At 68.0% G+C, this 25818-nt stretch carries 24 protein-coding genes; 16 read left to right on the plus strand and 8 right to left on the minus strand.

Annotated elements, in window-relative coordinates:
• Positions 1-259: 259 nt before the first annotated feature.
• From QMX85_RS10175 to QMX85_RS10185, 3 genes are all read right to left on the minus strand, one after another.
• Positions 260-1234 (minus strand): serine/threonine protein kinase, encoded by a 975-nt coding sequence (locus QMX85_RS10175; RefSeq protein WP_282340545.1) that lies wholly within the window; start codon positions 1232-1234, stop codon positions 260-262.
• Positions 1235-1341: 107 nt separating this feature from the next.
• On the minus strand, positions 1342-3228 hold the full coding sequence (locus tag QMX85_RS10180) for a PhoX family phosphatase (protein WP_282340546.1): 1887 nt from the start codon (positions 3226-3228) through the stop codon (positions 1342-1344).
• Between the two features lie 58 nt (positions 3229-3286).
• Positions 3287-4024, minus strand: a complete 738-nt coding sequence (locus QMX85_RS10185) for a ComF family protein (protein ID WP_282340547.1) — start codon at positions 4022-4024, stop codon at positions 3287-3289.
• A 75-nt stretch (positions 4025-4099) separates the two neighbouring features.
• Between QMX85_RS10185 and bioB the strand changes: the two genes are divergently transcribed.
• From bioB to QMX85_RS10235, 10 genes are all read left to right on the plus strand, one after another.
• Positions 4100-5158 (plus strand): biotin synthase BioB, encoded by a 1059-nt coding sequence (gene bioB, locus QMX85_RS10190; RefSeq protein ID WP_282340549.1) that lies wholly within the window; start codon positions 4100-4102, stop codon positions 5156-5158.
• Positions 5159-5258: 100 nt separating this feature from the next.
• Positions 5259-6440 (plus strand): 8-amino-7-oxononanoate synthase, encoded by a 1182-nt coding sequence (gene bioF, locus QMX85_RS10195; RefSeq protein WP_282340551.1) that lies wholly within the window; start codon positions 5259-5261, stop codon positions 6438-6440.
• The gene (locus QMX85_RS10200; RefSeq protein ID WP_282340552.1) at positions 6433-7155 is read left to right on the plus strand and encodes an alpha/beta fold hydrolase; all 723 of its coding nucleotides are present in this window, start codon (positions 6433-6435) and stop codon (positions 7153-7155) included. Before bioF ends, QMX85_RS10200 begins: the two co-directional genes overlap by 8 nt.
• Positions 7148-7945 (plus strand): malonyl-ACP O-methyltransferase BioC, encoded by a 798-nt coding sequence (bioC, locus tag QMX85_RS10205; protein ID WP_282340553.1) that lies wholly within the window; start codon positions 7148-7150, stop codon positions 7943-7945. The genes QMX85_RS10200 and bioC overlap by 8 nt, the downstream gene beginning before the upstream one ends.
• 37 nt (positions 7946-7982) lie before the next feature.
• Complete coding sequence (gene bioD, locus QMX85_RS10210) at positions 7983-8666, plus strand: dethiobiotin synthase (protein WP_282340555.1); 684 nt, start codon at positions 7983-7985, stop codon at positions 8664-8666.
• 90 nt (positions 8667-8756) lie between these two features.
• Complete coding sequence (locus QMX85_RS10215) at positions 8757-9026, plus strand: hypothetical protein (protein WP_282340556.1); 270 nt, start codon at positions 8757-8759, stop codon at positions 9024-9026.
• A 314-nt stretch (positions 9027-9340) separates the two neighbouring features.
• The gene (locus QMX85_RS10220) at positions 9341-11146 is read left to right on the plus strand and encodes a phenylacyl-CoA dehydrogenase (RefSeq protein ID WP_282340557.1); all 1806 of its coding nucleotides are present in this window, start codon (positions 9341-9343) and stop codon (positions 11144-11146) included.
• Between the two features lie 176 nt (positions 11147-11322).
• Positions 11323-12618 (plus strand): GGDEF domain-containing protein, encoded by a 1296-nt coding sequence (locus tag QMX85_RS10225; RefSeq protein WP_282340559.1) that lies wholly within the window; start codon positions 11323-11325, stop codon positions 12616-12618.
• Positions 12619-12751: 133 nt separating this feature from the next.
• Entirely contained in the window at positions 12752-14530 is a 1779-nt protein-coding gene (locus QMX85_RS10230) for an acyl-CoA dehydrogenase C-terminal domain-containing protein (RefSeq protein WP_282340561.1), read from the plus strand.
• Between the two features lie 373 nt (positions 14531-14903).
• Entirely contained in the window at positions 14904-15797 is an 894-nt protein-coding gene (locus tag QMX85_RS10235; RefSeq protein ID WP_282340562.1) for a DMT family transporter, read from the plus strand.
• Between the two features lie 2 nt (positions 15798-15799).
• Here QMX85_RS10235 and QMX85_RS10240 read toward each other — a convergent pair whose 3' ends face one another.
• Positions 15800-16699 (minus strand): LysR substrate-binding domain-containing protein, encoded by a 900-nt coding sequence (locus tag QMX85_RS10240; protein WP_090225009.1) that lies wholly within the window; start codon positions 16697-16699, stop codon positions 15800-15802.
• A 101-nt stretch (positions 16700-16800) separates the two neighbouring features.
• Here QMX85_RS10240 and QMX85_RS10245 point away from each other — a divergent pair, with 101 nt between their 5' ends.
• The 4 genes from QMX85_RS10245 to QMX85_RS10260 are packed head-to-tail and all read left to right on the plus strand — an operon-like array spanning position 16801 to position 19604.
• Complete coding sequence (locus QMX85_RS10245) at positions 16801-17499, plus strand: MOSC domain-containing protein (RefSeq protein WP_273233723.1); 699 nt, start codon at positions 16801-16803, stop codon at positions 17497-17499.
• Positions 17496-17735 (plus strand): hypothetical protein, encoded by a 240-nt coding sequence (locus QMX85_RS10250; RefSeq protein ID WP_282340565.1) that lies wholly within the window; start codon positions 17496-17498, stop codon positions 17733-17735. Before QMX85_RS10245 ends, QMX85_RS10250 begins: the two co-directional genes overlap by 4 nt.
• Positions 17728-18897, plus strand: a complete 1170-nt coding sequence (locus QMX85_RS10255) for an aminotransferase class III-fold pyridoxal phosphate-dependent enzyme (protein WP_282340567.1) — start codon at positions 17728-17730, stop codon at positions 18895-18897. Before QMX85_RS10250 ends, QMX85_RS10255 begins: the two co-directional genes overlap by 8 nt.
• A complete protein-coding gene (locus QMX85_RS10260; RefSeq protein WP_090225002.1) occupies positions 18897-19604 on the plus strand; it encodes a type 1 glutamine amidotransferase in 708 nt (235 codons plus the stop codon). The genes QMX85_RS10255 and QMX85_RS10260 overlap by 1 nt, the downstream gene beginning before the upstream one ends.
• Before the next feature lie 150 nt (positions 19605-19754).
• Here QMX85_RS10260 and QMX85_RS10265 read toward each other — a convergent pair whose 3' ends face one another.
• The 4 genes from QMX85_RS10265 to QMX85_RS10280 all read right to left on the minus strand — a co-directional run bounded on the left by QMX85_RS10265 (position 19755) and on the right by QMX85_RS10280 (position 23816).
• The gene (locus tag QMX85_RS10265; RefSeq protein ID WP_282340569.1) at positions 19755-20354 is read right to left on the minus strand and encodes a sugar O-acetyltransferase; all 600 of its coding nucleotides are present in this window, start codon (positions 20352-20354) and stop codon (positions 19755-19757) included.
• A gap of 89 nt (positions 20355-20443) precedes the next feature.
• Positions 20444-21574, minus strand: a complete 1131-nt coding sequence (locus QMX85_RS10270) for a hypothetical protein (protein WP_282340571.1) — start codon at positions 21572-21574, stop codon at positions 20444-20446.
• A gap of 46 nt (positions 21575-21620) precedes the next feature.
• Positions 21621-23270 (minus strand): hypothetical protein, encoded by a 1650-nt coding sequence (locus tag QMX85_RS10275; protein WP_282340573.1) that lies wholly within the window; start codon positions 23268-23270, stop codon positions 21621-21623.
• 18 nt (positions 23271-23288) lie between these two features.
• Entirely contained in the window at positions 23289-23816 is a 528-nt protein-coding gene (locus QMX85_RS10280) for an SMI1/KNR4 family protein (protein ID WP_282340576.1), read from the minus strand.
• 208 nt (positions 23817-24024) lie between these two features.
• On the opposite strand from QMX85_RS10280, the gene kdpF reads away from it, so the two are divergent.
• Together kdpF and kdpA are read left to right on the plus strand one after the other, a co-directional pair.
• Complete coding sequence (kdpF, locus tag QMX85_RS10285) at positions 24025-24114, plus strand: K(+)-transporting ATPase subunit F (RefSeq protein ID WP_282340578.1); 90 nt, start codon at positions 24025-24027, stop codon at positions 24112-24114.
• A 4-nt stretch (positions 24115-24118) separates the two neighbouring features.
• Positions 24119-25816, plus strand: coding sequence for a potassium-transporting ATPase subunit KdpA (gene kdpA, locus QMX85_RS10290; RefSeq protein WP_282340580.1), 1698 nt, complete (start codon positions 24119-24121; stop codon positions 25814-25816).
• The last annotated feature ends 2 nt before the right edge of the window (positions 25817-25818 follow it).

Raw genomic sequence — 25818 nt, forward strand, 5'->3', positions numbered from 1 at the left:
GGGGGCTTCGGCCCACGCGACAGGGATGCCCGGTCGACCCGCTTGCGCCGCAGCCTGCCTCGGTGCGCGTGGCGCACCCTACGGCACCGCACACGCGTAGGGTGCGCCGCGCGCACCATGGGAATCTCGGCCGCAGGGGGCTTCGGGCCACGCGACAGGGATGCCCGGTCGACCCGCTTTCGCCGCAGCCCGCCTCGGTGCGCATGCGCACCCTACGGCACCGCGCACGCGTGGGGTGCGCCGTGCGCACCGGGGGATTTCAGAACAGCTTCAGCGGTTCCTCGTCCAGGGCCGAGAGCTGCTCTCGCAGTACCAGCACCTGGTCGCCCCAGTAGCGCTCGCTGCCGAACCAGGAAAAGCTCATGGGGAACGCCGGGTCGTCCCAGCGCCGCGCCAGCCAGGCGCTGTAGTGCATCAGCCGGAGCGAACGCAGGCCTTCGATGAGCGGCAGTTCGCGCGCGTCGAAGTCGTGGAATTCCTGGTAACCGTCGATCAGCTCGGCGATCTGCCCGAGGCGCTCGTGGCGGTCACCGGCGAGCATCATCCATAAATCCTGCACCGCCGGCCCCATGCGGCAGTCGTCGAGATCGACCATGTGGTAGGTCTCGTCGCGGCACAGCAAATTGCCCGGATGGCAGTCGCCATGCAGGCGGATCGGCGTGAAGCGGACCCGCGCGAAAAGTTCGTCGAGGCGCTTGAGCAGGTCGCGCGCCACTGACTCATAGGCCGGCAGCAGGCTGCGCGGAACGAAGCCGCCTTCGAGCAGGAAATTCAGCGAGTCGTGGCCGAAGTTCTGCACGCCGAGGCTCTCGCGGTGCTCGAACGGGCGCATCGCCGAGACCCCATGCAGGCGCCCGAGCAGTTGGCCGAGGCGATACAGCTGGTCCAGATTGCCCGGTTCCGGGGCGCGTCCGCCGCGTCGCGGGAACAGCGCGAAACGAAAGCCGGCGTGCTCGAACAGGGTTTCGCCGTCGCGCACCAGGGGCGCCACGACTGGCACCTCGCGCTCGGCCAGCTCGAGGGTGAAGACATGTTCCTCACGGATCGCCGCCTCGCTCCAGCGCCCGGGACGGTAGAATTTGGCGATGATCGGCGTCTCGTCCTCGATGCCCACCTGGTAAACGCGGTTCTCGTAGCTGTTGAGCGCCAGCACGCGGGCGTCGCTGAGGTAGCCGATGCTTTCGACGGCATCCAGCACGAGGTCGGGACTGAGGGAGACGAACGGGTGGGTCATGGCGATCTCCTGCGGCGGGCCGGCATGGTAGCGCAGGCCCGCCACGGGCAGGGCAACCGATTGCGCCCGCCGTTGAGCATAGATCGCCGGGTACGGGTGCAGGCCGCTCAGGCAGCGCCGATCACCCCGCCGTCGTCGCGGCGGATCGCCAGCACCGAGGAGCGCGGTTTGGCGCCGGGCTGCCCGGACGGGAAATTCGAGCCGCCGTTCTCGCCGGGATGCTGGATGCCGATGAACAGCGTGCGGTAGTCCGGCGCGAAGGCCACGCCGGTCACTTCGCAGCCCACCGGGCCGGTCATGAAACGGCGGATTTCGCCGCTGCCCGGGTCGGCGCAGAGCATCTGGTTGTTGCCCATGCCGGCGAAGTCGCCGCTGTTGCTGGTGTCACCGTCGGTCTGGATCCACAACCGACCGCCGCCGTCGAAGGCGAGGCCGTCCGGGCTGTTGAACATGTTCCGCGCGGTGATGTTCGGCGAGCCGCCATTGGCCGTGCCGGGGTGCGCCAGCGGGTTGCCGGCGACGGCGAACAGGTCCCACTCGAAGCTCGACGCCGCGGCATCGTCGCCGTGCTCGCGCCAGCGCAGGATCTGTCCGTAGACGTTGTTCGCCCGCGGATTCGGCCCGCCCACCGGCTGGCCTTCGCCGCCGCGTTTCACGTTGTTGGTCAGGGTGCAGTAGACCTGGCCATCCTCGGGGCTGACGACGATCCACTCCGGGCGGTCCATCCGCGTGGCACCGACCACGCTGGCCGCCAGCCGGGTGTGGATGAGGATTTCCGCCTGGCCGGGGAATCCAGCGGCAGCATCCAGCCCGCCGCGTCCGTGCACCAGCTCCAACCACTGACCGCGCCCCTTGGGATGTTGCGGGTCGCCGTCGCCGTCGTCGAAACGCGCCACGTACAAGGTGCCGTGGTCGAGCAGATCGGGGTTGGGCTGCGTCGGGTCGAAGCGCGCGAAGCTGACGAACTTGTAGATGAACTCGCCGCGCTCGTCGTCGCCCATGTAGACCACCACGCGGCCATCGGCGGCCTGGGTCAGCGCCGCGTTCTCATGCTTGAAACGGCCCAGGGCAGTGCGTTTGACCGGTTGCGCGCGCGGGTCGAAGGGGTCGATCTCCACCACCCAGCCGTGGCGGTTGTACTCGTTGGGCGTCTGGCTCACATCGAAGCGTGATTCGTAGGGATGCCAGTGCACGTCCTTGCTGTCGGCCAGCACGCCGTAGCGCTTCAACGCGCCTTCCGCCGCGTAGGCCGGGTCGCTGCTGCCGAAGCAGTCGGTGAAGTTTTCCTCGCAGGTCAGGTAGGTGCCCCAGGGCGTCCTGCCCGAGGCGCAGTTCTGGAAGGTGCCGAGCACCTCGCGCCCGCTCGGATCGGCGGCGGTGCGCAGCCAGGCGTGGCCGGCGGCCGGGCCGCCGAGGCGGATCGGCGTGTTGCCGTGAATGCGCCGGTTGTAGGCGGAGTCGCGGACGAAGCGCCAGCCGTCGGCGTCGCGGCGGATTTCCACCACCGAGACGCCTTCGCAGGCGAGCGCCTTGTGCACCTCGTCGGCCGACTGCGGGTTGCCGCCGTGGGCATAGAGGTAGCGGTAGTTGGTGTACTCGTTGTTGATCGCCAGCAGCGCGCGGTCGGCCTCGCCGGGGAAGGCGAACAGGCACATGCCATCGTTGTTGTCGCCGAACTGCCGTTCCTGGTCTGCCGCGCTGCCGTTTCCGGTGGGATCGAACGCGGGCGCATCCGCGTGCAGCGGCTCGCCCCAGCTGATCAGCACCTCGTAGCGGTAGCCGGGCGGCAGCAGCACGGCGTCGGCGCCGGATGCGGCGATCCCGTCGAAGCCGATCAGCGCGCGGTTGCCCGTCTGCAGGCTGGCGGCCAGCGCACCCAGGGGGTGGCCGCCGAAGAACAGCGCAGCGCCGCAGAGGGTTCCGGCGCCGAGAAAGCGCCGGCGCGACAGGTCGGCGAGACGTTCGAGGTCGGTGGGCAGGTCGTCTGGATACATGGTCGGCTCCTTCACGGGGATGCGGCCGACGTTAATTCGCGCGGATGACAGTCCTGTTTCAGTCGCCGGGGGGCGGCGTGCGCGCCAGGCAGTAGACGTCGACGCGGCGCGCCCCGGCCTTGATCAGCAGCCGCGCCAGCGCATCGGCGGTGCTGCCGGTGGTCAGCACGTCGTCCACCAGCACCAGGTGGCGGCCCTCCACCTCGGCGTCGTCCGACAGCGCGAAGGCCCGGCGCAGGTTGCGCCGCCGCTCGACGGCCGTCAGCCCCTGCTGTGCCGGCGTATCGAGCACCCGCAGCAGCGCGCCCTCCTCGACCGGCAGCCCGAGGTCGCGCCCCACCCAGTGGGCGAGCATCGCCGCCTGGTTGAAGCCGCGCTCACGCAGCCGCCGCGTGGCCAGCGGCACCGGCAGCAAGGCGTCCGGGCGCGGCAGGCCCTCGGCGAAGGATTGTTGTAGATGGTGTGACAGCAGCCCGCCGAGCAGACGTCCCATGGGCCAGCGTGACTGATGCTTGAAGCGGGTGATCAGGCTGTCGACCGGGAAGGCGTAGCGCCAGGGCGCTTCGACCCGGCTGAACGCCGGCGGTCGCTTGAGGCAGGCGCCGCAGGCCAACCCCTGGGTAGGCAGCGGCAACGCGCAGACTGCGCAATGCCCCTGCAGCCAGGGCAACTCGAGCTCGCAGGCATTGCACAGGGGAAGCCCGTCGCGCTCGACCGGCTCATCGCAGAGCAGGCATGACTGACCACTATTTAACCACTTGTAAACCCGCCGCAAGGCCCTTGGTTGACAGCGCATCCAGCTTCCCTAATATGCGTGACATCCGTGTCGCGCCTGACTGTAGCAGGCGCCAGCCCCCGATAAGGAACACCCATGAGCGCCACCTCTCCCTTCGCCCCGCGTAACGACTGGTCCCTCGCCGAAGTCCGCGCGCTCTTCGAGCTGCCGTTCAACGACCTGCTGTTCCAGGCGCAGACCGTGCACCGCGCGCATTTCGACGCCAACCGCGTGCAGGTTTCGACGCTGCTCTCGATCAAGACCGGCGCCTGCCCGGAGGACTGCAAGTACTGCCCGCAGTCCGGCCACTACAACACCGGGCTGGACAAGGAAAAGCTGATGGAAGTGCAGAAGGTGCTCGACGCCGCGGCCGAGGCCAAGTCGATCGGCTCGACGCGCTTCTGCATGGGTGCCGCCTGGAAACATCCGTCGGCCAAGGACATGCCCTACGTGCTGAAGATGGTCGAAGGGGTGAAGGCCCTCGGCTTGGAAACCTGCATGACGCTCGGCAAGCTGAGCCGCGAGCAGACCGTCGCGCTGGCCGAGGCCGGCCTCGACTACTACAACCACAATCTGGACACCTCGCCGGAGTTCTACGGCAACATCATCACCACCCGTACCTACGCCGAGCGCCTGGAAACCCTCGCCCACGTGCGCGAGGCGGGAATGAAGATCTGCTCCGGCGGCATCCTCGGCATGGGCGAGTCGGTGGACGACCGCGCCGGCCTGCTGATCCAGCTGGCCAACCTGCCAGAGCAACCGGAATCGGTGCCGATCAACATGCTGGTCAAGGTCAAGGGCACGCCGCTGGCGGAAGAGAAGGACGTCGACCCGTTCGACTTCATCCGCACCCTCGCGGTGGCGCGGATCATGATGCCAAAATCCCACGTGCGCCTGTCCGCCGGCCGCGAGCAGATGAACGACCAGATGCAGGCGCTGGCGTTCTTCGCCGGGGCCAACTCGATCTTCTACGGCGAGAAGCTGCTGACCACCGCCAACCCGCAGGCCGGCAAGGACATGCAGCTGTTCGCCCGCCTCGGCATCAAGCCCGAAGAGCGCCAGGAACACGCCGACGAAGTGCACCAGGCCGCCATCGAGCAGGCCCTGGTCGAACAGCGCGACTCCAAGCTGTTCTACAACGCCGTCTCGGCCTGAATGCCATTGGCCCCTTCTCCCCTTCATGGGAGAGGGTCGGGGAGAGGGCAATCCCGCACCGGGGCCTGACCCTGTCCCCCGCTCCCGCAACCGGATCACCATGACCTTCGATCTCTCCGCCCGCCTCGCCGAGCGCCGCACCGCCCATCTCTATCGCCAACGGCCCCTGCTGGAGAGCCCGCAAGGCCCGCTGGCGCAGGTCGATGGCCGCGAGCTGCTGGCGTTCTGCTCCAACGACTACCTCGGCCTGGCCAATCACCCCGAAGTGATCCGCGCGCTGCAGGACGGCGCCGCGCGCTGGGGCGTCGGCGGCGGCGCCTCGCACCTGGTGATCGGCCACAGCGGCCCGCACCACGAACTGGAGCTGGCCCTCGCCGAATTCACCGGCCGCCCGCGCGCGCTGCTGTTTTCCACCGGCTACATGGCCAACCTGGCCGCCGTCACGGCGTTGGTCGGCCAGGGCGACACGGTGCTGGAAGACCGCATCAACCACGCCTCCCTCCTCGACGCCGGCCTGCTCAGCGGCGCGCGCTTCTCGCGCTACCTGCACAACGACGCCGAGAGCCTGGGCAAGCGCCTGGAGAAGGCCAGCGGCAACACCCTGGTGGTCACCGACGGCGTGTTCAGCATGGACGGCGACCTCGCCGACCTGCCGGCGCTCTGCGCCACCGCCCGCCGCCAGGGCGCCTGGGTGATGGTCGACGACGCCCACGGCTTCGGCCCGCTGGGCGCCAGCGGCGGTGGCATCGTCGAGCATCTCGGCCTGGGCAGCGATGACGTGCAGGTACTGGTCGGCACCCTTGGCAAGGCGTTCGGCACCGCCGGCGCCTTCGTCGCCGGCAGCGAGGAACTGATCGAAACGCTGATCCAGTTCGCCCGCCCCTACATCTACACCACCAGCCAGCCGCCGGCCGTGGCCTGCGCGACGCTGAAGAGCCTCGAACTGCTGCGCAGCGAGCGCTGGCGGCGCGAGCACCTGGAACGGCTGATCGCGCAATTTCGCGACGGCGCCGCGCGCATCGGCCTGGAACTGATGGACAGCCCGACGCCGATCCAGCCGGTCCTGATCGGCGACAGCGCGCGCGCCCTGCGCCTGTCCAGCCTGCTGCGCGAGCGCGGCCTGCTGGTCGGTGCGATCCGTCCGCCGACGGTGCCCGCCGGCAGCGCGCGCCTGCGCGTGACCCTCAGCGCCGCCCATAGCGAGGCACAGGTCGACCGCCTGCTCGACGCCCTCGCCAACGCCTGGCACCAACTGAATACGGAGACCGGCGCCGATGCGTGACCGCCTGATCCTGCTGCCCGGCTGGAGCTTCGGCGCCGCCGCGCTGCAACCGCTGCAGGAAGCCCTCGAACAACGCGCGCCCAACTTGCGCGTGGAGATCGCCGAGCTGCCCGAGAACGCCGCGCCCGGCGCCTGGCTCGACGAGCTCGACGCACGCCTGCCGGCCGAAGCCTGGCTGGCCGGCTGGTCGCTCGGCGGCATGCTCGCCACCCAGCTCGCCGCCCGCCGCGGCGAGGCCTGTCCGGGACTGATCACCTTCGCCAGCAACGCCTGCTTCGCCAGCCGCGAGGACTGGCCAACGGCGATGCCCGCGGAGATTTTCGCCACCTTCCGCCAGGCGTTCGGCCTGGATGCCGAGCAGACCCTGAAGCGCTTCAGCCTGCTCGCCAGCCGCGGCGCCTTCGACCCGCGCACGCTCGCCCGGCAACTGCAGGTGACCCAGCCGCGCACGCCCGTCGAAGCGTTGGACGCCGGCCTGAGCCTGCTCGCCGAGCTGGACGGACGCGCCGCCTTGCGTGCCTATTCCGGCCCGCAGCTGCACCTGTTCGCCCGCCACGACGCGCTGGTTCCGGTGGCCGCCGCCGACGCCCTGCTGGCCTGGCTGCCGGACCTGGAAGTGGAACTGTTCGACGCCAGCCACGGCCTGCCGCTGGAATGCCCGGACCAGATCGCGCGGGCGCTGCTGGGCTTCATCGGCGACGCCGTCGATGACTGAGCCCGCCGCCTCGACGCGACCGGACAAGCGCAGTGTCGCCGCCTCGTTCTCCCGCGCCGCGGCCAGCTACGACGGCGTCGCCGGCCTGCAGCGCACGGTAGGCGATGCGCTGCTCGCGCGCTTGCCGGCCGACCTGACGCCCGCGCGCTGGCTCGACCTGGGCTGCGGCACCGGGCATTTCTCCCGCGTGCTGGCGACCCGCTTTCCAAAAGCCGAAGGGCTGGCGCTGGACATCGCCGAGGGCATGCTCCGTCACGCCCGGCCGCTGGGCGGCGCGACCCACTTCGTCGCCGGCGACGCCGAACACCTGCCGCTGCGCGACGCCAGCGTCGACCTGCTGTTCAGCAGCCTGGCGCTGCAATGGTGCGGCGACTTCGCCGGCGTACTCGACGGGGCCCGGCGGGTACTGCGCCCAGGCGGCTGCCTGGCGTTCTCCAGCCTCTGCATGGGCACCCTGCAGGAGCTGCGCGACAGCTGGCAGGCCGTCGACGGGCTGGTCCACGTCAACGCCTTCCGCCGCGTCGAGGACTATCAGCAACTGTGCGCAGCCAGCGGCCTGCGCCTGGTCGGTCTGGAGCGACGCGCCGAGGTGCTGCATTTTCCCGACCTGCGCCAGCTAACCCACGAGATCAAGGCGCTCGGCGCGCACAACCTCAACCCCGGCCGCCCCGGCGGGCTGACCGGTCGCGCGCGGATGCGGGCGCTGGTCGAGGCCTACGAGCGCCAGCGCCAGCCGCTCGGCCTGCCGGCGACCTATCAGGTGGTCTACGGTATCTTGCGCAAGGCCTGAGCGAACCCGTGCCCCGCCATCGAGTGAAAACCAACGCATGAAGCACGCCTACTTCGTCACCGGTACCGACACCGAAATCGGCAAGACCACCATCGCCGCCGGCCTGCTCCACGCGGCCCGGCGCGCCGGGCTCTCGACCGCGGCGGCCAAGCCGGTCGCCTCCGGCTGCCAGTTGACCGACGCCGGCCTGCGCAACGACGACGCCCTCGCCCTGCTCGCCGAATGCAGCGTCGCGCTGCGCTACGAGGAGGTGAACCCGCTGGCCTTCGCGCCGCCGATCGCGCCGCACCTCGCCGCCCGCGAGGCCGGCGTGCGGCTGGACGTGCCGGCGCTGGTCGATGCGGTGCGGCCGATCCTCGCCCGCCAGGCCGACTTCACCCTGGTCGAAGGCGCGGGAGGATGGCGCGTTCCCCTGGCCGGCACGGCCAGCCTGTCCGACCTGCCGATCGTTCTCGGCCTGCCGGTGATTCTCGTGGTGGGTGTGCGCCTGGGCTGCATCAACCACGCGCTGCTCAGCGCCGAAGCCATCCAGCGCGACGGCCTGCGATTGGCCGGCTGGGTCGCCAATCTGGTCGACGTGCAGACCTCGCGCCTGGAGGAAAACCTCGCCACGCTGACCGAGCGCCTGCCGGCACCCTGCCTCGGTCGCGTGCCGCGCCTGGATCGCGCCGATGCCGCAAGCGTCGCCGCGCATCTGGACCTGGCAGCGCTCGGGTTCTAAGCACGGCGGTTTACATAGCCCATTGCCAGTACGCCCGGCGCAGCGACTCTGTTTCAATAACCACTCAAACCTTTTCCCCGAGCCTCCGCCATGCAAATCTCAGGAAGTGCCTTCAGCAGCGGTTTCAGCGGCATCCAGGCCGGCCAGCAGCGCGTCGACCGCGCCGCCGGCGAGATCGCCAGCCAGTCGACTGCGCGCGGCAACGGCGTCGAGGAAACTTCGTCGCAGGTGCGCGAGAACGACGACCTGGCGCGCAGCCTGGTCGACCTGCAGGCCGGCAAGCAGGACGTGCAGGTCAACGCAAAAGTCGTCAAAACCGCCGACGACGCACTTGGCACCCTGATCGACATCCGCGCCTGATCCCTCGCCAGCGCCCGCTGGCAACAGACCTTCCCGGTTTCCTTCGAGCACCCTCGCTCGGGCGCACGCCTGCGCGTTTGCCGGGCAACACCTAGACTAAAGTCACTGTTCAAAGCGCCGAATGGCGTGGCCGCTTCTTTGGCCCAGGGTTGACAAGGCCAGAACGCGAACGTATGTTTCAAACGCCTGTTTGATGCCTGTCGACCCTGTCGGCCGCCGGCGATTTGATGCGATGCCTAGACCGGCGCACCGGTCGCCCCAGAGAGCCCGTGAGTGGCTCTTACATTACGAACCCACCGCAGAGGTTTACCGTTATGCCTGACTACAAGGCCCCCTTGCGCGATATCCGTTTCGTACGCGACGAACTGCTCGGCTACGAAGCGCATTACCAGAGCCTGCCCGGCTGCGAAGACGCCACTCCGGACATGGTCAACGCCATCCTCGAAGAAGGCGCGAAGTTCTGCGAGCAAGTCATCGCTCCGCTGAACCGCGTCGGCGACCAGGAAGGTTGCACCTGGAGCCCGGAAGGCGTGAAGACGCCGACCGGCTTCAAGGAAGCCTACAAGCAGTTCGTCGAAGGCGGCTGGCCGAGCCTGGCGCATGACGTCGAGCACGGCGGCCAGGGCCTGCCGGAATCCCTCGGCCTGGCGGTCAGTGAAATGGTCGGCTCGGCCAACTGGTCGTGGGGCATGTACCCCGGCCTGTCGCATGGCGCGATGAACACCATCTCCGCCCACGGCACCGCCGAACAGCAGCAGACCTACCTGACCAAGCTGGTCTCCGGCGAATGGACCGGCACCATGTGCCTGACCGAGCCGCATTGCGGCACCGACCTGGGCATGCTGCGCACCAAGGCCGAACCGCAGGCCGACGGCTCCTACAAGGTTTCCGGTACCAAGATCTTCATCTCCGCCGGCGAACACGACATGGCCGACAACATCGTCCATATCGTGCTGGCGCGCCTGCCCGATGCACCGGCCGGCACCAAAGGCATCTCGCTGTTCATCGTGCCGAAGTTCCTGCCCAACGCCGAAGGCGGTGTCGGCGAGCGCAACGGCGTTTCCTGCGGCTCGCTGGAACACAAGATGGGCATCCACGGCAACGCCACCTGCGTGATGAACTTCGACGGTGCCACCGGCTTCCTGATCGGCCCGGCGAACAAGGGCCTGAACTGCATGTTCACCTTCATGAACACCGCTCGCCTGGGCACCGCGCTGCAAGGCCTGGCGCATGCGGAAGTCGGTTTCCAGGGCGGCATCAAGTACGCCCGCGAGCGTCTGCAGATGCGTTCGCTGACCGGTCCGAAAGCGCCCGACAAGGCGGCCGACCCGATCATCGTGCACCCGGACGTGCGCCGCATGCTGCTGACCATGAAGGCCTTCGCCGAGGGCAACCGCGCGATGGTGTACTTCACCGCCAAGCAGGTGGACATCACCCAGCACAGCCAGGACGAGGAAGCGCGCAAGGCGGCCGACGGCCTCTTGGCGTTCCTGACGCCGATCGCCAAGGCCTTCATGACCGAGGTCGGTTTCGAGTCCGCTTCCCACGGCATGCAGATCTATGGCGGCCACGGTTTCATCGCCGAGTGGGGCATGGAGCAGAACCTGCGCGACTGCCGCATCTCGATGATGTACGAAGGCACCACCGGCATTCAGGCCCTCGACCTGCTGGGCCGCAAGGTGCTGATGACCCAGGGTGAAGCGCTGAAAGGCTTCACCAAGATCGTTCACAAGTTCTGCCAGGCCAACGAAGGCAATGACGCGGTGAAGGAATTCGTCGCACCGCTGGCCAAGCTGAACAAGGAATGGGGCGAGCTGACCATGAAGGTCGGCATGGCCGCGATGAAGAACCGCGAAGAAGTCGGTGCCGCTTCGGTGGACTACCTGATGTATTCGGGTTACGTCTGCCTGGCCTACTTCTGGGCCGACATGGCCCGTCTGGCAGCCGAGAAGCTAGCGGCCGGCACCGGCGACGAAGCCTTCTACAAGGCCAAGCTGCAGACCGCGCGCTTCTACTACGCACGCATCCTGCCGCGCACCCGCACCCATGTGGAAACCATGCTGTCCGGCGCCGACAACCTGATGGACATGGCCGAAGAGGACTTCGCCCTGGGCTACTAAGCCGAGGGACGGTCCTCACGATGCCGCTCACCGCGAGGTGAGCGGCATTTTTGTTGCTGCCGACCGACGCCACGTCGGTCGACGAAAGGCCGAGGCATCGCGATCTCCCGCCGCCGGGGCGAAAATGCCACTATAGGTGCCCCTGATCGATCCAACGACATCGACCGGTATCCCGCGTGCGGAATCTCGCCTCCTTTCGTCCGAGTCATTTCTTCGTGCCGCTGCTACTGGTCGGCGGCGGTGCGATGGCCGGCTCCCTGGCGCAGATGACCGAGTTCTTCACATCGCTGTTCAACGTGCTGCCCACCCTGCTGCTGTTGCTCGGCGGCGCGTTCTGCCTGGTCTACGGGCGTGTCCGTCAGCTGTTCCTCCTGCTGGTGGTGTACCTGCTGTATTTCTTCCTCGACAACGAGGTCGACCATTTCCGCCTCACCGGCGCCGCCAGCGCCGACGCCGCGCTGGTGTTCCACCTCGGCAGCCTGCTGTTGCCGCTGCTCTACGGGCTGTATGGCGGGTGGCAGGAGCGTGCCCACCTGCTGCAGGACCTGATTGCACGCACCGCGGTGCTGCTGGCCACGCTGGGTGTCGTCGTGGCCCTCGCCCGCCGCTTTCCCGAGGGCCTGCTGAGCGTGACCACCCAGATCTACTGGCCGTTGCTGCACGGCCAGTGGATGAGCCTGGTGCAGCTCGCCTACATTGCGTTCGCCGGCTCCCTGCTGCTGCTCGCCATCCAGTACCTGCGCCAGCCGCGCCCCTCGCACGCCGCGCAACTGATCGGTCTGGCCGGGCTGCTGTGGATGCTGCCCAAGGTGTTCATCCTGCCGCACGCGCTGGGGGTGATGAGCAGCCTGGTGATGCTCGCGCAGACCGCCGCGCTGGCCCACGAGGCGTACCAGATGGCCTACCGCGACGAACTCACCGGGCTGCCCGGCCGACGTGCGCTGAACGAGCGCCTGCAGCGCCTGCCCCGCAGCTACGTGATCGCCATGGGCGATGTCGATCACTTCAAGAAATTCAACGACACCCACGGCCACGACGTCGGCGATCAGGTGCTGCGCATGGTCGCCGCGCAGCTGCGCAAGGTGGGCGGCGGTGGCAAGGCCTACCGCTACGGCGGCGAGGAATTCACCCTGCTGTTCACCGGCAAGGACGCCGACGATTGCCTGCCGCACCTGGAAGCGGTGCGCCAGGCCATCGAGTCCTACAGCCTGCAACTGCGCGACCGGCAGCAGCGCCCGGCCGACAATCTGCAAGGCCGCAACCTGCGCAGCAACACCCAGGTCGAGGCCGTGTCGGTGACGATGAGCCTCGGCGTAGCCGCGCGCAGCGACGAGCTGCGCAGCGCCGACGCGGTGCTGAAAGCCGCCGACCAGGCGCTCTACAGCGCCAAGAGCGCCGGGCGCAACCGGGTCTTCGTGCAGGGCCAGAACCGCCGCGGCGCGGTGCGCCTGAAGCCGCAGCGCGGCGCCTGAAAGCGGCGTGATCAGCGGATCGAAAGCTGTCCGACCGGTCACAACATGAACCTACGTCTCTGAAAAGGTCTTCGGTTAGACTCGTGGAATCAAGCACCGGCCACCGAGGCCGGCCGATCTCGAGGTATGCACCATGGCTGACTACAAAGCGCCCCTGCGCGATATGCGTTTCGTCCTCAACGAAGTCTTCGACGTGGCCCGTCTGTGGGCTGAGATGCCGGCGCTGGCCGAAGTCGTGGACGCCGACACCGCCGAAGCCATCCTCGAGGAGGCCGGCAAGGTCAACGCACGCAGCATCGCGCCGCTGAATCGCAGCGGCGACGAGGAAGGCTGCCAGTGGAAGGACGGCGTGGTCAGCACCCCGGCCGGCTTCGTCGAGGCCTACCGCACCTATGCCGAAGGCGGCTGGGTCGGCGTCGGCGGCAACCCGGCCTACGGCGGCATGGGCATGCCCAAGGTGATCGGCGCGCAGGTCGAGGAGATGGTCAACTCGGCCAACCTGTCGTTCGGCCTGTACCCGATGCTCACCGCCGGCGCCTGCCTGGCGATCAACGCCCACGCCAGCGACGAGCTGAAGGACGCCTACCTGCCGAACATGTACGCCGGCGTCTGGGCCGGTTCCATGTGCCTGACCGAGCCGCACGCCGGCACCGACCTGGGCATCATCCGCACCAAGGCCGAGCCGCAGGCCGACGGCAGCTACAAGGTCTCCGGCACCAAGATCTTCATCACCGGCGGCGAACACGACCTCACCGAGAACATCATCCACCTGGTGCTGGCCAAGCTGCCCGACGCACCGGCCGGGCCGAAGGGCATCTCGCTGTTCCTGGTGCCGAAGTTCATGGTTGGCGCCGACGGTTCGCTGGGCGAGCGCAATGCGGTCAGCTGCGGCTCGATCGAACACAAGATGGGCATCAAGGCCTCGGCCACCTGCGTGATGAACTTCGACGGCGCCACCGGCTGGCTGGTCGGCGACGTCAACAAGGGCCTCGCGGCGATGTTCACCATGATGAACTACGAGCGCCTGGGCGTCGGCATCCAGGGTCTCGCGTCGGGCGAACGCTCCTACCAGAGCGCCGTCGAGTACGCCCGCGAGCGCATCCAGAGCCGCGCGCCGACCGGTCCGCAGGACAAGACCAAGGCCGCCGACCCGATCATCGTGCACCCGGACGTGCGGCGCATGCTGCTGACCATGAAGGCCAGCAATGAGGGTGGCCGCGCCTTCTCCACCTACGTCGCGATGCAACTGGACACCGCCAAGTTCAGCGAGGACCCGGCCCAGCGCAAACGCGCCGAGGACCTGGTCGCCCTGCTCACCCCGGTAGCCAAGGCGTTCCTCACCGACCTCGGCCTGGAAACCACGGTACATGGCCAGCAGGTGTTCGGCGGCCATGGCTTCATTCGCGAATGGGGTCAGGAGCAACTGGTGCGCGACGTGCGCATCACGCAGATCTACGAAGGCACCAACGGCATCCAGGCGCTGGACCTGGTCGGGCGCAAGATCGTCGGCAGCGGCGGCGCGTTCTACAAGCACTTCTCCGACGAGATCAAGGCGTTCACCGCCTCCGCCGGTAGCGAACTCGCCGAATTCACCGCACCGCTGGACGCGGCGGTGAAGAACCTCGACGAGCTCAGCGCCTGGCTGCTCAACCGTTCGCAGAGCAACCCCAACGAAATCGGCGCCGCTTCGGTGGAATACCTGCACGTGTTCGGCTACACCGCCTACGCCTACATGTGGGCGCTGATGGCACGCGCCGCGCTGGGCAGGGAAACCGAGGACGCGTTCTACGCCAGCAAGCTCGGCACCGCGCGCTTCTATTTCGCCCGCCTGCTGCCGCGTATCCATTCGCTTACGGCGTCGGTCAAGGCCGGTAGCGAATCGCTGTACCTGCTGGACGCCGCGCAGTTCTGACCGCTCGCGATGCTCCGAAAAGCCCCGCCAGCGCGGGGCTTTTCTATGGGCTAAAGAAAGAGGCGGACGCTAATGGCGAATGGCCGCACCTGTAAGCCAAAGCTTACAAACCGTGATGGCTTTCCGCCTCTATCCAGCCACGGGACGCCTGCGTATTCTCCTGCTCCAAGGACGTCGCGCAGGAAGCGCCAAGGTCGAACACGGATACGTCGGAACCCGCTAAGGATTGGCGGCGGATCAAGGAAGTCGAAATCAATCAACCCCGCTTCGGCGGGGTTTTTTATTGCCCGGAAAAAACCGCAAAAGCCGAAATCGGATTGCCAGACGACGCGTGGATGGCAACACTCGGCGCCCACTCCCGCGGAATCGTCCCATGCGCGCTGCCGATTACCTTCGCCTGATCAGTCTCGCCGCCATCTGGGGTGCCAGCTTCCTCTTCGTGCGGATGCTGGTGCCGCAGATCGGTACCCTGCCCACGGCCTTTGGGCGCGTATCGATGGCCTGCCTGGGCCTGGCGCTGATCGTCCTCGTGCTGCGCATCCGATGGGATTTCCGTGGCCTGCTCGGCCGAGTACTGCTGCTCGGGGTGATCAGCGCCGGGTTACCCTTTGCCATGTACGCGGTCGCCGCGCAGCACCTGCCGGCCGGTTACCTGGCGATCTTCAACGCCACCACGCCCTTGATGGGCGTCCTCATCGGTGCGCTGTTCTTCGGCGAATCGCTCACCCCGAGCAAGGGCGCCGGCGTGCTGCTCGGCCTGGCCGGTGTCGCCGTGCTCAGCCGCACCGGACCGGTGGCCTTCGACCTCAACCTGGCCTGGGGCGCCGCGGCCTGCCTGGTGGCGACCACCTGCTACGGGCTCTCGGGCTTCCTCACACGGCGCTGGGTGAGCGAGCGCGGCGGCCTGGACAGTCGCCTGCTGGCGCTGGGCAGCCAGCTCGGCGCGACCCTCAGCCTGTTGCCATTGATGCTCTGGGCGGCGCCGGGCCAGTCGCAGGCGCACTGGAGCGATCCGCTCACCTGGGCGGCGCTGGTGGGCCTGGGCGTGGTCTGCACGGCGTTCGCCTTCATCCTGTATTTCCGCCTGATCGCCGACATCGGCCCGGTCAAGTCGATGACCGTGACCTTCCTGATTCCACTGTTCGGGGTCTTCTGGGGCGTGCTGCTGCTCGACGAAAAGCTGTCCTGGGCCTACCTGTATGGCGGCGTGCTGATCGCCCTGGCCCTGTGGCTGGTGCTGCGCCCGCCGCGCGATGAGGCGAAGTAGTCTCAGTTCAGCCCGTCGCGCGGCGGGTTGATCCCTTCCAGCAGCGAGCGCAGCAGTTCCAGCGTCGCCTGCTGGCGCTGCGCGTCGCGGAATACCAGGCCGACCTGTAGCAGCACGCGCGGCTCGCTGAGCGGCTTCCACAACAGGCGGTCGGTGGCGTTGACCTGGCGCGCGCGGCCGGGCAGCACGGTGGCCAGGTTGGATTGCGCCAGGCTGTCGAGAATCCCGCCCATCTGGTTCAGCTCCGCCTGCACGCGCGGGCGTCGACCGAGCGCCGCCAGTTGCTCCTGCCAGATCTGCCGCACGCGGAATTCCTCGCCCAACAGCAGCATCGGCAGCTCCGCAGCCTGGGTCAGGGAGACCTTCTTGAATTCCTTCAGCGGGTGCTCGGCCGGAATCACCAGCTGCAGCTCGTCCTCGTACAGCGGCAGCGAATGCAGCCCCGGCTGGCGCGGCGGCAGGAAGCCGATGCCGACATCCAGGGTGCCGGTGAGCAGGCGCCGCTCGATGTCGATACCGGACAACTCGTAGATCTGCACCACCAATTGCGGCTGCGCCTCGCGCAGACGCTCCAGCAGCATGGGCACCAGGCTGGCGTTGACCGTCTGCAGCACGCCGATGGCGAGGCTGCGCGGCGCCTGGCCGCGGAAACTGCGCAACGCCTCGCGCGCGCGCTCCATGCCGTCGAGAAGCGCGACCGCATGGTTGTATAGGGTGTGGGCGGCAAGGGTCGGCAGCAGGCGCTTGCCGCTGCGCTGGAACAGGCTGACGTCCAGACCCTGCTCAAGCCCGCGGATCTGCTGGGACAGCGCCGGCTGCGAAAGGCTCAGACGCTCGGCGGCGCGACCGACATGGCCTTCCTCGTAGAGGGCGACGAAGTAACGAAGTTGACGAAAATCCATAAGCAGAGCTTATCAATGAATCTGAAAAATCGAAATATCCGCATCCCCCTGCCGCTCTTAATCTAGCCCCACAGAGCGAGGGCTCGGTGCGGAGAACGGCGATGAAAGCCATCAAGGTCAACGGTTTATTCATAGGCAAAGCAAAAGAGATCGGCGTCGGGCTGATCAGCGCGACCGACAAGCAGCCGATCAACCATCGGCTCTGGCTATGGCCGCAAGGCCTGGGCAGCGACGAACAGGGTGACATCCGCTTCCATGGCGGCCCCGAGCGCGTCCTGCACCACTATCCCGCCGAGCACTATGCCCACTGGAAACGCGTGCTGCCGCAGATCGACTGGAAGGCGCCGGACTTCGGCGAAAACCTCTCCACCTACGGCCTGCTGGAAAACCGCGTGTGCATCGGCGACGTGTTCCGCTGGGGCGACGCGCTACTGCAGGTCAGCCAGCCGCGCTCCCCGTGCTACCGCCTGAGCCACCGCAGCGGGATCGCCGAAATGCCGCAATGGGCGCAGGAGAGCGGCCGCTTCGGCTGGTACTACCGCGTGCTCAAGGCCGGTTTCGTCAGCCCGGAAAACAGCCTGCAACTGGTTCAGCGCAACTACCCGGGGCTGACCGTCGCCCAGGCGATCCGCAGCTTCTACCAGGCACCGCTGGAGCGCGCCGGCCTGCAGCAGCTGGTCTCCTGCCACGACCTCAGCGTGCGCTGGCGCGACACCGCCGCGCGGCGCCTGGCCACCGGCCGCATCGAAGACTGGAGCGCCCGCCTGTATGGCCAGGCGCCGGAGGGGTTGCGCGCATGAGCGACTATCGGATCACCCTGCTCGACGGCGACATGCAGTTGGCCGAGCTGACCGTTCGCAGCGCGCAGTACCGCCAGGTACGTCGCCTGCTGGCGGAGCGTTTTCCGCCGGAACAAGGCTTCGTGCTGATCGTCGAGGGGGGCCGCGAACTGCGCCGCGTGCTCGGCCTGAACCACCACGGTCGCCGGCAGATCCGTGTCGAGTACCTGCAACAGGGCGGCGGCGAACATGCGTGACATACAGGCCCGCCTGCGCCTGATGCATACGATCGAGCGTCCGGAGCAGGTTTTCGTCCGCGGCCAGGGTTCCTGGCTGTGGGACAGCGGCGGCCGCGCCTACCTGGACTTCCACCAGGGCGGCGCCGCCAACAGCCTCGGCCACAGCCCCAACGTGCTGGTCGAAGCGCTGCAGCGTCAGGCCGAGAACCTGCTCAACCCCGGCCCGAGCTTCTACAGCCGCAGCCTGCTCAAGCTCGCCGCGCGGCTGTGCCAGGCAACCGGCAGCGAACAGGCGTACTTCCTCAACAGCGGCGCCGAGGCCAACGAGGCCGCGGTGCAACTGGCGCGCAAATGGGGCCGCCTGCATCGCGGCGGCGCGCGCAAGGTGATCAGCGCCAGCCAGAGCGGCCACGGCCTGACCTTCGGCGCGCTGTCCGAACAGGGCGAGGCGCGCAACGGCTTTGGCTCGGTGCCGTTCAACGACCTCGCCGCGCTGCAGGCCGCGGTGGACGACGATACCGTGGCGATCCTGCTCGAACCGGTGCAGGGCGATGCCGGCGTGATCCCGGCGACCCTGGAATACCTGCAGGGCGCGGAGAGGCTGTGCCGCGAGCGCGGCCTCCTGCTGATCCTCGACGAAGTGCAGACCGGCATCGGCCGCTGCGGCTCGCTGCTCGCCGAGGAGCTGTACGGCGTGCGCGCCGATATCGTCACCCTCGGCAAGGGCCTCGGCGGCGGCGTTCCTCTGGCCGCCTTGCTGGCGCGAGGCAACGCCGGATGTTTCGAGCCCGGTGATCTGGGCGGCACGCTGCATGGCAACCCGCTGATGACCAGTGCCGGGCTCGCGGTGCTGCAGGCGACCCTGGAGCCGGGCTTCCTCGAACACATCCGCGAGGTCGGCGAGCGCATGCGCGAGGGTCTGGCGCGGCTGTCACGGCGCAGCGGCCACGGCCCGCTGCGCGGGCACGGCCTGCTGGTCGGCCTGCCGCTGCTCGGCCTGGCCGCCCCGGCGGTGGTCCGCGCGGCGCTGGCCGAAGGCCTGCTGATCAGCGCGCCGCATGCGCACTGCCTGCGCTTCTCGCCGGCGCTGACGGTCAGCGCGGCCAACGTCGAAGAAATGCTCAAACGACTCGCCGCCGCCCTGGCGCGAGCGAAGACCGCCACGGCGGAGGTGGCCTGATGCGCGTCTCGATCCTGCAACATGCGTCCTTCGAAGGCCTCGGCCGCATCGGCCCATGGCTGGAATCGCGCGCCCTCTGGGCACGCGTGCATGCGCTGTACGAAAACGCGGCACTGCCCGAGATCGACGATTTCGACCTGCTGATCGTTCTCGGCGGCCCGATGGATGTCGACGATGAAGCCGACTACCCCTGGCTGAGCGCCGAGAAACGGCTGATCCGCGAAACGCTGAAGACGCAGAAGCGCCTGCTGGGCATCGGCTTCGGCGGTCAGCTGATCGCCGACGCGCTCGGCGCGCGGGTGCGCGACGTCGGCCAGGCCGAAGTCGGCTGGTGGCCGGTGGAGAAATACGCCCAGGCCCAGAGTTCGCCGCTCGGCCGGATGCTGCCGCAGCGGTTGATGGCGCTGCACTGGCACGAACGCAATTTCGAGCTGCCTTCAGGGGCGATTCCCCTGTACGGCTCGGCGGCGTGCGAATGCCAGGGGTTCATCTGGAAGGAGCGCGTGATCGCCCTGCAATACCACCTGGAGAGCACGCCGGACAGCATCGAGGCGCTGCTCGGCGCCTGCGCCGAAGACCTTCAGGGCCGCGGCGCCGTGCAGGATGCCGCGGCCATCCGCCAGGGCCTGAGCCTGTGCAGCACGTTGAAGATCAGCCTGTTCCGCCTGCTCGACTACCTTTCCGGGCCGCACGCCGCGATGCGCTAGCGCCCACACGAACCTCGTTCCGCGGATTTCGCGTCACCCCGCACCGGCCAGCCTGGGTGCGGGGTTTTCTTTTTCAGGGGTCCGGCTGCCGTAGGGCGCGCCGCGCCCACCAGTGGGAGCACGCGGTGCGGTTGGTGCGCATGGCGCACCCTACGGGCAAGGGGCGGGGCCATTCCGAGGTTCCGCCGTAGAGCGCGCCTCGAGCTGGCGGATCAGCCGCGCCGGGTTGCCGCCGACCAGCGTGAACGTCGGCACATCGCGGGTCACCACCGCGCCCGAGGCGATGATGGCGCCGTCGCCGATGCTGACGCCCGGATTGATCACCGCGCGCCCGCCGATCCAGACGCCGTTGCCGATGGACACCGGCCGCGCGCTTTCAAGGGTGGAGACGCGCTCGCCCATGTCCAGCGGATGGGTGCTGGTGTAGATGTGCACACCCGGTCCGATCAGGCAGTCGTCACCGATGCGCACCGGCGCGGCGTCGAGGATCAGCAGGTCGAAATTGGCGTAGAAGCTCCGCCCGACATGGATGTTGAAGCCGTAGTCGAAGCGGAAGGTCGATTCGATGTAGGGCTCGCCCTGCGCGGAGCCGAGGATCCTGCCGAGCAGCTCGTGGCGCTCGGCGGAGTTTTCCGCGCTGGCGTTGAACGCGTGCATCAACACTCGCGCCGCGGCGCGTGCGGCGACCAGCTCAGGGTCCCAGGGTTGGTAAAGCGCGCCAGCGAGCATTTTCTCGCGATTACTTTTCATCGGTTCGCCTCGCTGCCTGTCGTCGATGTTCCCTTCGACTCCTGCCAGAGCGAGGATGCGCAGCGCTCCGATGAAATGCTCGGCGGACCTCAGATCAGCGCGAAGTGCACCGCCGCCTGCCAGCCCAGCGCGGCGAGCGCCAGTACGCTGGCACCCGCCAACGCCAGGCGTAGCTGGACGAAACGCCGGTCATGGTCCGCCTGCAGCGCGAGCAAGCGCTGCGAAAGGCTCAGGTCGAGCGTCTGCAGCGACTGGTCGAATGACTCGCGCAATGCGGCGGCCTGTTGCAAGGACGCGGCTTCATGGGCGCCGAGCTGTTCCTGCAGCGCCTGGGCGTGCGCCCGCTGACGCTGCTCCAGCGCCGCCTGCACGCGCGTCGCCTCGGCGGCCTGGCTGGCGAGCGTCCTGTCCTGCTCCTGCAGGTGGCGGTCGATATCCTCGCGCAGGCGCTGGCTGTCTTCGGCGAAGCGGGCGAACTCCTCCTCGTTGCGCTCGGCCTGCGCCTGCAAGGCATCGCTCAGCTGTCGCGCGTTTTCCGCCTGCCGTTGTTCGAGGTTGGCGAAGCCGACGCCCAGCTGGCTGACGCACTGCGCGCTGGCGACGCCCAGGTCGCGGGTCACCTCGTCGCGCAGCGCCCGATTGGCGGCGTCGATGCGCTGCTCGGCTTCCCTGACCTGCTTCACGCAGCCCACCAGTTGCTGCGCCTGCTCTTGGGTCAGCCCCTTGGCCTCCAGCAACCCCTGATTGGCGGCGTTGATCGCTTGCTGCTGCTCACCCAGTTGAACCTGCTGGTCGAGAATCCGCTGGTTCTGCGCCACCAGCTCGTCGGCCTGCTGCCTCAGCAGGTTCTGCTGTTGCAGGAGAAGTTTCTGCTGATCGCTGAGCACCTTGGAGATGGCCGTGTTGACCACCAGCAGTTGCGAGGATTTCTGCGTCAGCTGGCCGATCGAGGCGTTGAGGTCGAGCTGGGCTTCCTGAATCTTGTCGCTGCGGCCGTGGAACCAGTTGCCGACGAAATTCCCGTCCTTCTTTTCCCCGCGCAGCCTGTTCAGGCGGTCGGCCTCGGACAGGACCCTTTCCTGATCGGCGCTCAGACCCTGGAGCAGCTCCTTGATGTTGCTCTCGCGGATGATCCGCTCGGGCACCTCAAGGCTGGAGAACGCCTGGACGATCTGCAGTTCCTGGGAGCCTTTCGTCGAGGTGCGGGTCTGGCTGGGCATGGTCTGGCGTCCTGCTACGGCATTGAGTGCGGAAAGAGAGTGGGGCTCAGAGGGTCTTGAGGAAGTCGTCGATGTCGGCCTGGCTCTCGTCGATGCGGCCGATCATCTGCCAGCTCCTTTCGACCTGCCCGCGGGTGCTCTCCAGCGCCTGCTCCAGACTGGCCAGGGTGGCGGCCGAAGCCAACCCGGCGGCGCCCAGGGCCACGCCGGTCTGGCGGTACAGCTCGATCGATTCGGCGTACAGCGCGACGTTACCCAGCGACGCCTCGGACAACGTCGCCAGCTCGCTGGCGACGGCCTCGTGGCGGCCGGCATTGGCGATCAGCTCGTCGAGCAGCTTCTCCTTGCGCGCATGGCGGTCGAACCAGCAGTCGATCTGGTAGGCGAGGAAGGCCGACAGCAGGCCGCTGAGGGTGCCGATCAGCACCGGCGTGAGCAGGTCGGCGAACGGTTTGAGAAAGGGCACGCCGGCCATGAATACCGCCACCGTCTCGCCGAGCAGGATGCCCACCGAACTGATGACCAGGGTGCCGAGCAGCTTGAGGCCTTCCTGCATCGCCTGCTCGCGGGTCATGTGGCTGGGCGGGAAGAGCATCATCTTCGCCGCCTTGAACAGGCCGAGCAGGCCCTCGCGGATCACCGTGACGAAGCGCTTGGCGGTGGACAGGAAGTTGTTCAGCAGGAAGGTCAGCAGGTTGCTGACGAAGCCGCTGACGCCGCCGTCGATCATCTGCGAGAGCGCGGCAGGGACCTTCCTCACCACCTGCTCGGCGATGCGCAGCAGGCGCTGGCCGATCTCCTCCAGCAGGCTCTTGCCCACCTCGACGCCCTGCTGGATGAGCAGCTTGACCTCGTTGAACAGGCCGTTGACCAGCTCGGTCAGCAGCACGCCCAGCGCCTGGCGCGCGCCCACCAGCGCGGCCTGCTTGCCACCGGTAACGAGCAGTTCGGTGGCCTGCTTCTTCAGCAGCGCGTGGTTGGCGGTGCGGTCGACGTGCTTGCGCGCGGTCTTGTGTTTCTCGTCGACCTTCTCCTGGTCGGCGCCGAATTTCTCGGCGTTGGTCTGGCCGTCCTTGCGTTCCCTGGCGGCCCACTCGGCGAGGTCCTCGTCGCCCTTGGAGCCGTTCAGCGGCTGGTTGGTCAACGCCAGGTTGTCGTCGGCGTTGACCATCTCGCGAATGCGGCTGACGTCGACGCTGCCGTCTTCGCTCACCTGGCCCAGCGCCAGGTGCATCTTCGGATCGTTGTGCACCTCGGAGATCGACACCACGTGGTCCAGCTCGGCGCGCGCCTGGCCGCCGTTCTTCAGCTCCACCGTACCGTCGGCGTGCACCGCCTCGCCGGTGTACTCGTCCTGGCCCTGCCCGATCCGCTCGCTGCGCTTGTCATCCCAGGTCTTGCCGCCGGCGGTGTCCGCCTTGGCCTGGGTGTCGACCTCGTATTCGGCGCGCACCGACCTGTCGTATTCCTTGCGCGACTGGCCGTGCAGCGCCTTGTCCGAGTCGGTCGCCACGTAGTCGTCGTCCTCACGCGAGAAGTTGTGCAGCGTGGTGACGTTGCCGCCGTTTCGGTCGACGTCCTTGAACATCGCGGTGGACAGCCCGAAAGGCCCGATCACCTGCGATAGCACGTGTTGCTGGCAGTCATCGAAGAGTTTCTGCAGGCGCTGCTCGCGGGTCATGGTAGTGGGTTGCATGGCGTTTCCCTGCCTCGGTCAGGCGGTCTTGCGGTGAATGAATTCGCCGAACCAGGCGGTGAACGAAGGCGCGACCAGCACGCGCTGCGGCACGTCGTGGAGCACCTCGATGACCTGCCCGACGCGGCCCTGCGCAGCCGGCACCATGTCCAGGCACAGGTAGTCGCCGCCGCCGTTGGAGGCGAATGGCACCCAGCCGCGTCGCCACCAGCCTTCGCGGATGCCGGCGTCCGGGCGGGCGACGCGGCCGTCGAAATCGCCGTCGTCGAGCAGTTCGGTCCAGGACGACCAGCTCATCGCGATGTGGCGGATCGGCAGGAACTGGTTGCCGTCGAACAATGCGCCCGCCTGGCCGCGCTGGCCGTCGTGGACCTTCAGGCAGTCGCCGAAGCCGGCAGGCAGGGCCACGCCCAGCACGCGCTCCAGTTCGCGCACGGCGGACTCGGAGGCCGGCGGATTGAGGTCGGCCAGGCGCGCAGGGTCATGCCCCGCCAGCCAGGTTTCGAGGCGTTTCCAGAGAACCCGCGTATCCATCGCTTCCGACATGTTTGCCGCTCGTGATCCGATGAGAGTCATTATTAAGGCGCCAGCTTTCCGGCGACTCTACGGGAACTCGATCCGTTCGCCAACCGCTCGGGCCCGCGCGCCTTTATGAATTCTTTACGCCGCGCCTGGCCCGCACATCTCGTTCCTTTACGCCGCTGCTGCCGAGAATGGCGCCAGGCGGACGGTCCGCCGACAAGGAGCGAAATCCATGAGCATTCTCGACGGTGTGTCCCTGGCCCTGGCCACGGGGCTGTTCATCTACCTGCTGGTGGCGCTGTTGCGCACCGGGCGGAGCTAGCGCCATGCAGACCTCCGACTACTGGCTTCTGGGCGTCTTCTTCGTCCTCGTGCTGGCACCGGCGCCCTGGCTCGGCCGCTACCTGTACCGGGCGATGGAGGGCGAGCGCACCCTGCTCAGCCCACTGCTCGGCCCGCTGGAGCGCGGCTGCTACCGGCTCTGCGGGCTCCGGCCCGGAGCCGAACAGGATTGGAAAGGCTACGCGGCGGCGCTGCTGGTCTTCAGCCTGACGTGCCTCGGCTTGCTGTTCGCCATCCTGCTGTTCCAAGGCGTGCTGCCACTCAATCCGCAGGGACTGGCCGGCGTGGAATGGAGCCTGGCGCTGAACACCGCGATCAGCTTCGTCACCAACACCAACTGGCAGGCCTACAGCGGCGAGTCGACGCTCAGCTACTTCAGCCAGATGCTCGGCCTCGGCGTACAGAACTTCGTCAGCCCCGCGGTGGGCCTGGCCGTGCTGGCGGTGTTCTGCCGCGGCATCGCCCGGCGCTCGACGACGGCGGTCGGCAACTTCTGGGTCGACCTGACCCGCGCCACGCTATACGGCCTGCTGCCGCTGTGCCTGCTGCTGGCGCTGCTGCTGGTCTGGCAGGGCGTGCCGCAGACCTTCCAGCCCTACGTCGACGCGCTGACCCTGCAGGGCCAGCCGCAAAGCATTCCCCTCGGCCCGGCGGCCAGCCAGATCGCCATCAAGCAACTTGGCACCAATGGCGGCGGTTTCTTCGGCGTCAACTCGGCCCATCCGTTCGAGAACCCGACGGCCTGGAGCAACCTGTTCGAGGTGGTCTCGATCCTGCTGATCCCGGCGGCGCTGCTGTTCACCTTCGGCCACTACGTCAGGGACCTGCGCCAGAGCCGCGCGCTGCTGGCGAGCATGCTGATCGTCTTCGTCATCGGCCTGGGCCTGACGCTCTACGCCGAGTACCAGCCGAACGCGCTGCTGGCGGGCCTGCCGATCGAGCAGGCCGGCTCGCTGGAAGGCAAGGAAAGCCGTTTCGGCATCACCGCCTCGAGCCTCTGGGCGGTGACCACCACGGCCGCCTCGAACGGCTCGGTCAACGCCATGCACGACAGCTTCAGCGCGCTCGGTTCGTTGATGCCGCTGGCCAACATGATGCTCGGCGAGGTGATCTTCGGCGGTGTCGGCGCCGGCCTCTACGGCATGCTGCTGTTCGTCCTGATCGCCGTGTTCCTCGCCGGGCTGATGATCGGCCGTACCCCGGAATACCTCGGCAAGAAGCTCGAAGCCCGCGAAGTCCGCCTGCTGGTGGCGACCTTGCTGGTGATGCCGGTTGGTGTGCTGGTATTCGGTGCACTCGCCGCCAGCCTGCCCGGCCCGCTGGCTTCGGTGAGCAACCCCGGCCCGCACGGCTTCAGCCAGATCCTCTACGCCTACACCTCGGCCAGCGCCAACAACGGCTCGGCCTTCGCCGGCTTCGGCGCCAACACCGTCTACCACAACCTGATGCTCGGCCTGGCCATGCTCCTCGGGCGCTTCGGCTACCTCCTGCCGGTACTGGCGATCGCCGGCAGCCTGGCGCAGAAGAAGCGCGCGCCGCTGGGCAGCGACAGCTTCCCGACCCACGGCCCGCTGTTCGTCACCCTGTTGACCCTGACCATCCTGCTGGTCGGCGGCCTGACCTTCCTCCCGGCGCTGGCCCTCGGCCCGCTCGCCGAACACCTCAGCCTGCTGGGCCAATAAGG

Origin of the sequence: Pseudomonas sp. PS02288 (assembly GCF_029959715.1) — a bacterium.
Classification (GTDB): domain Bacteria; phylum Pseudomonadota; class Gammaproteobacteria; order Pseudomonadales; family Pseudomonadaceae; genus Pseudomonas_O; species Pseudomonas_O kuykendallii.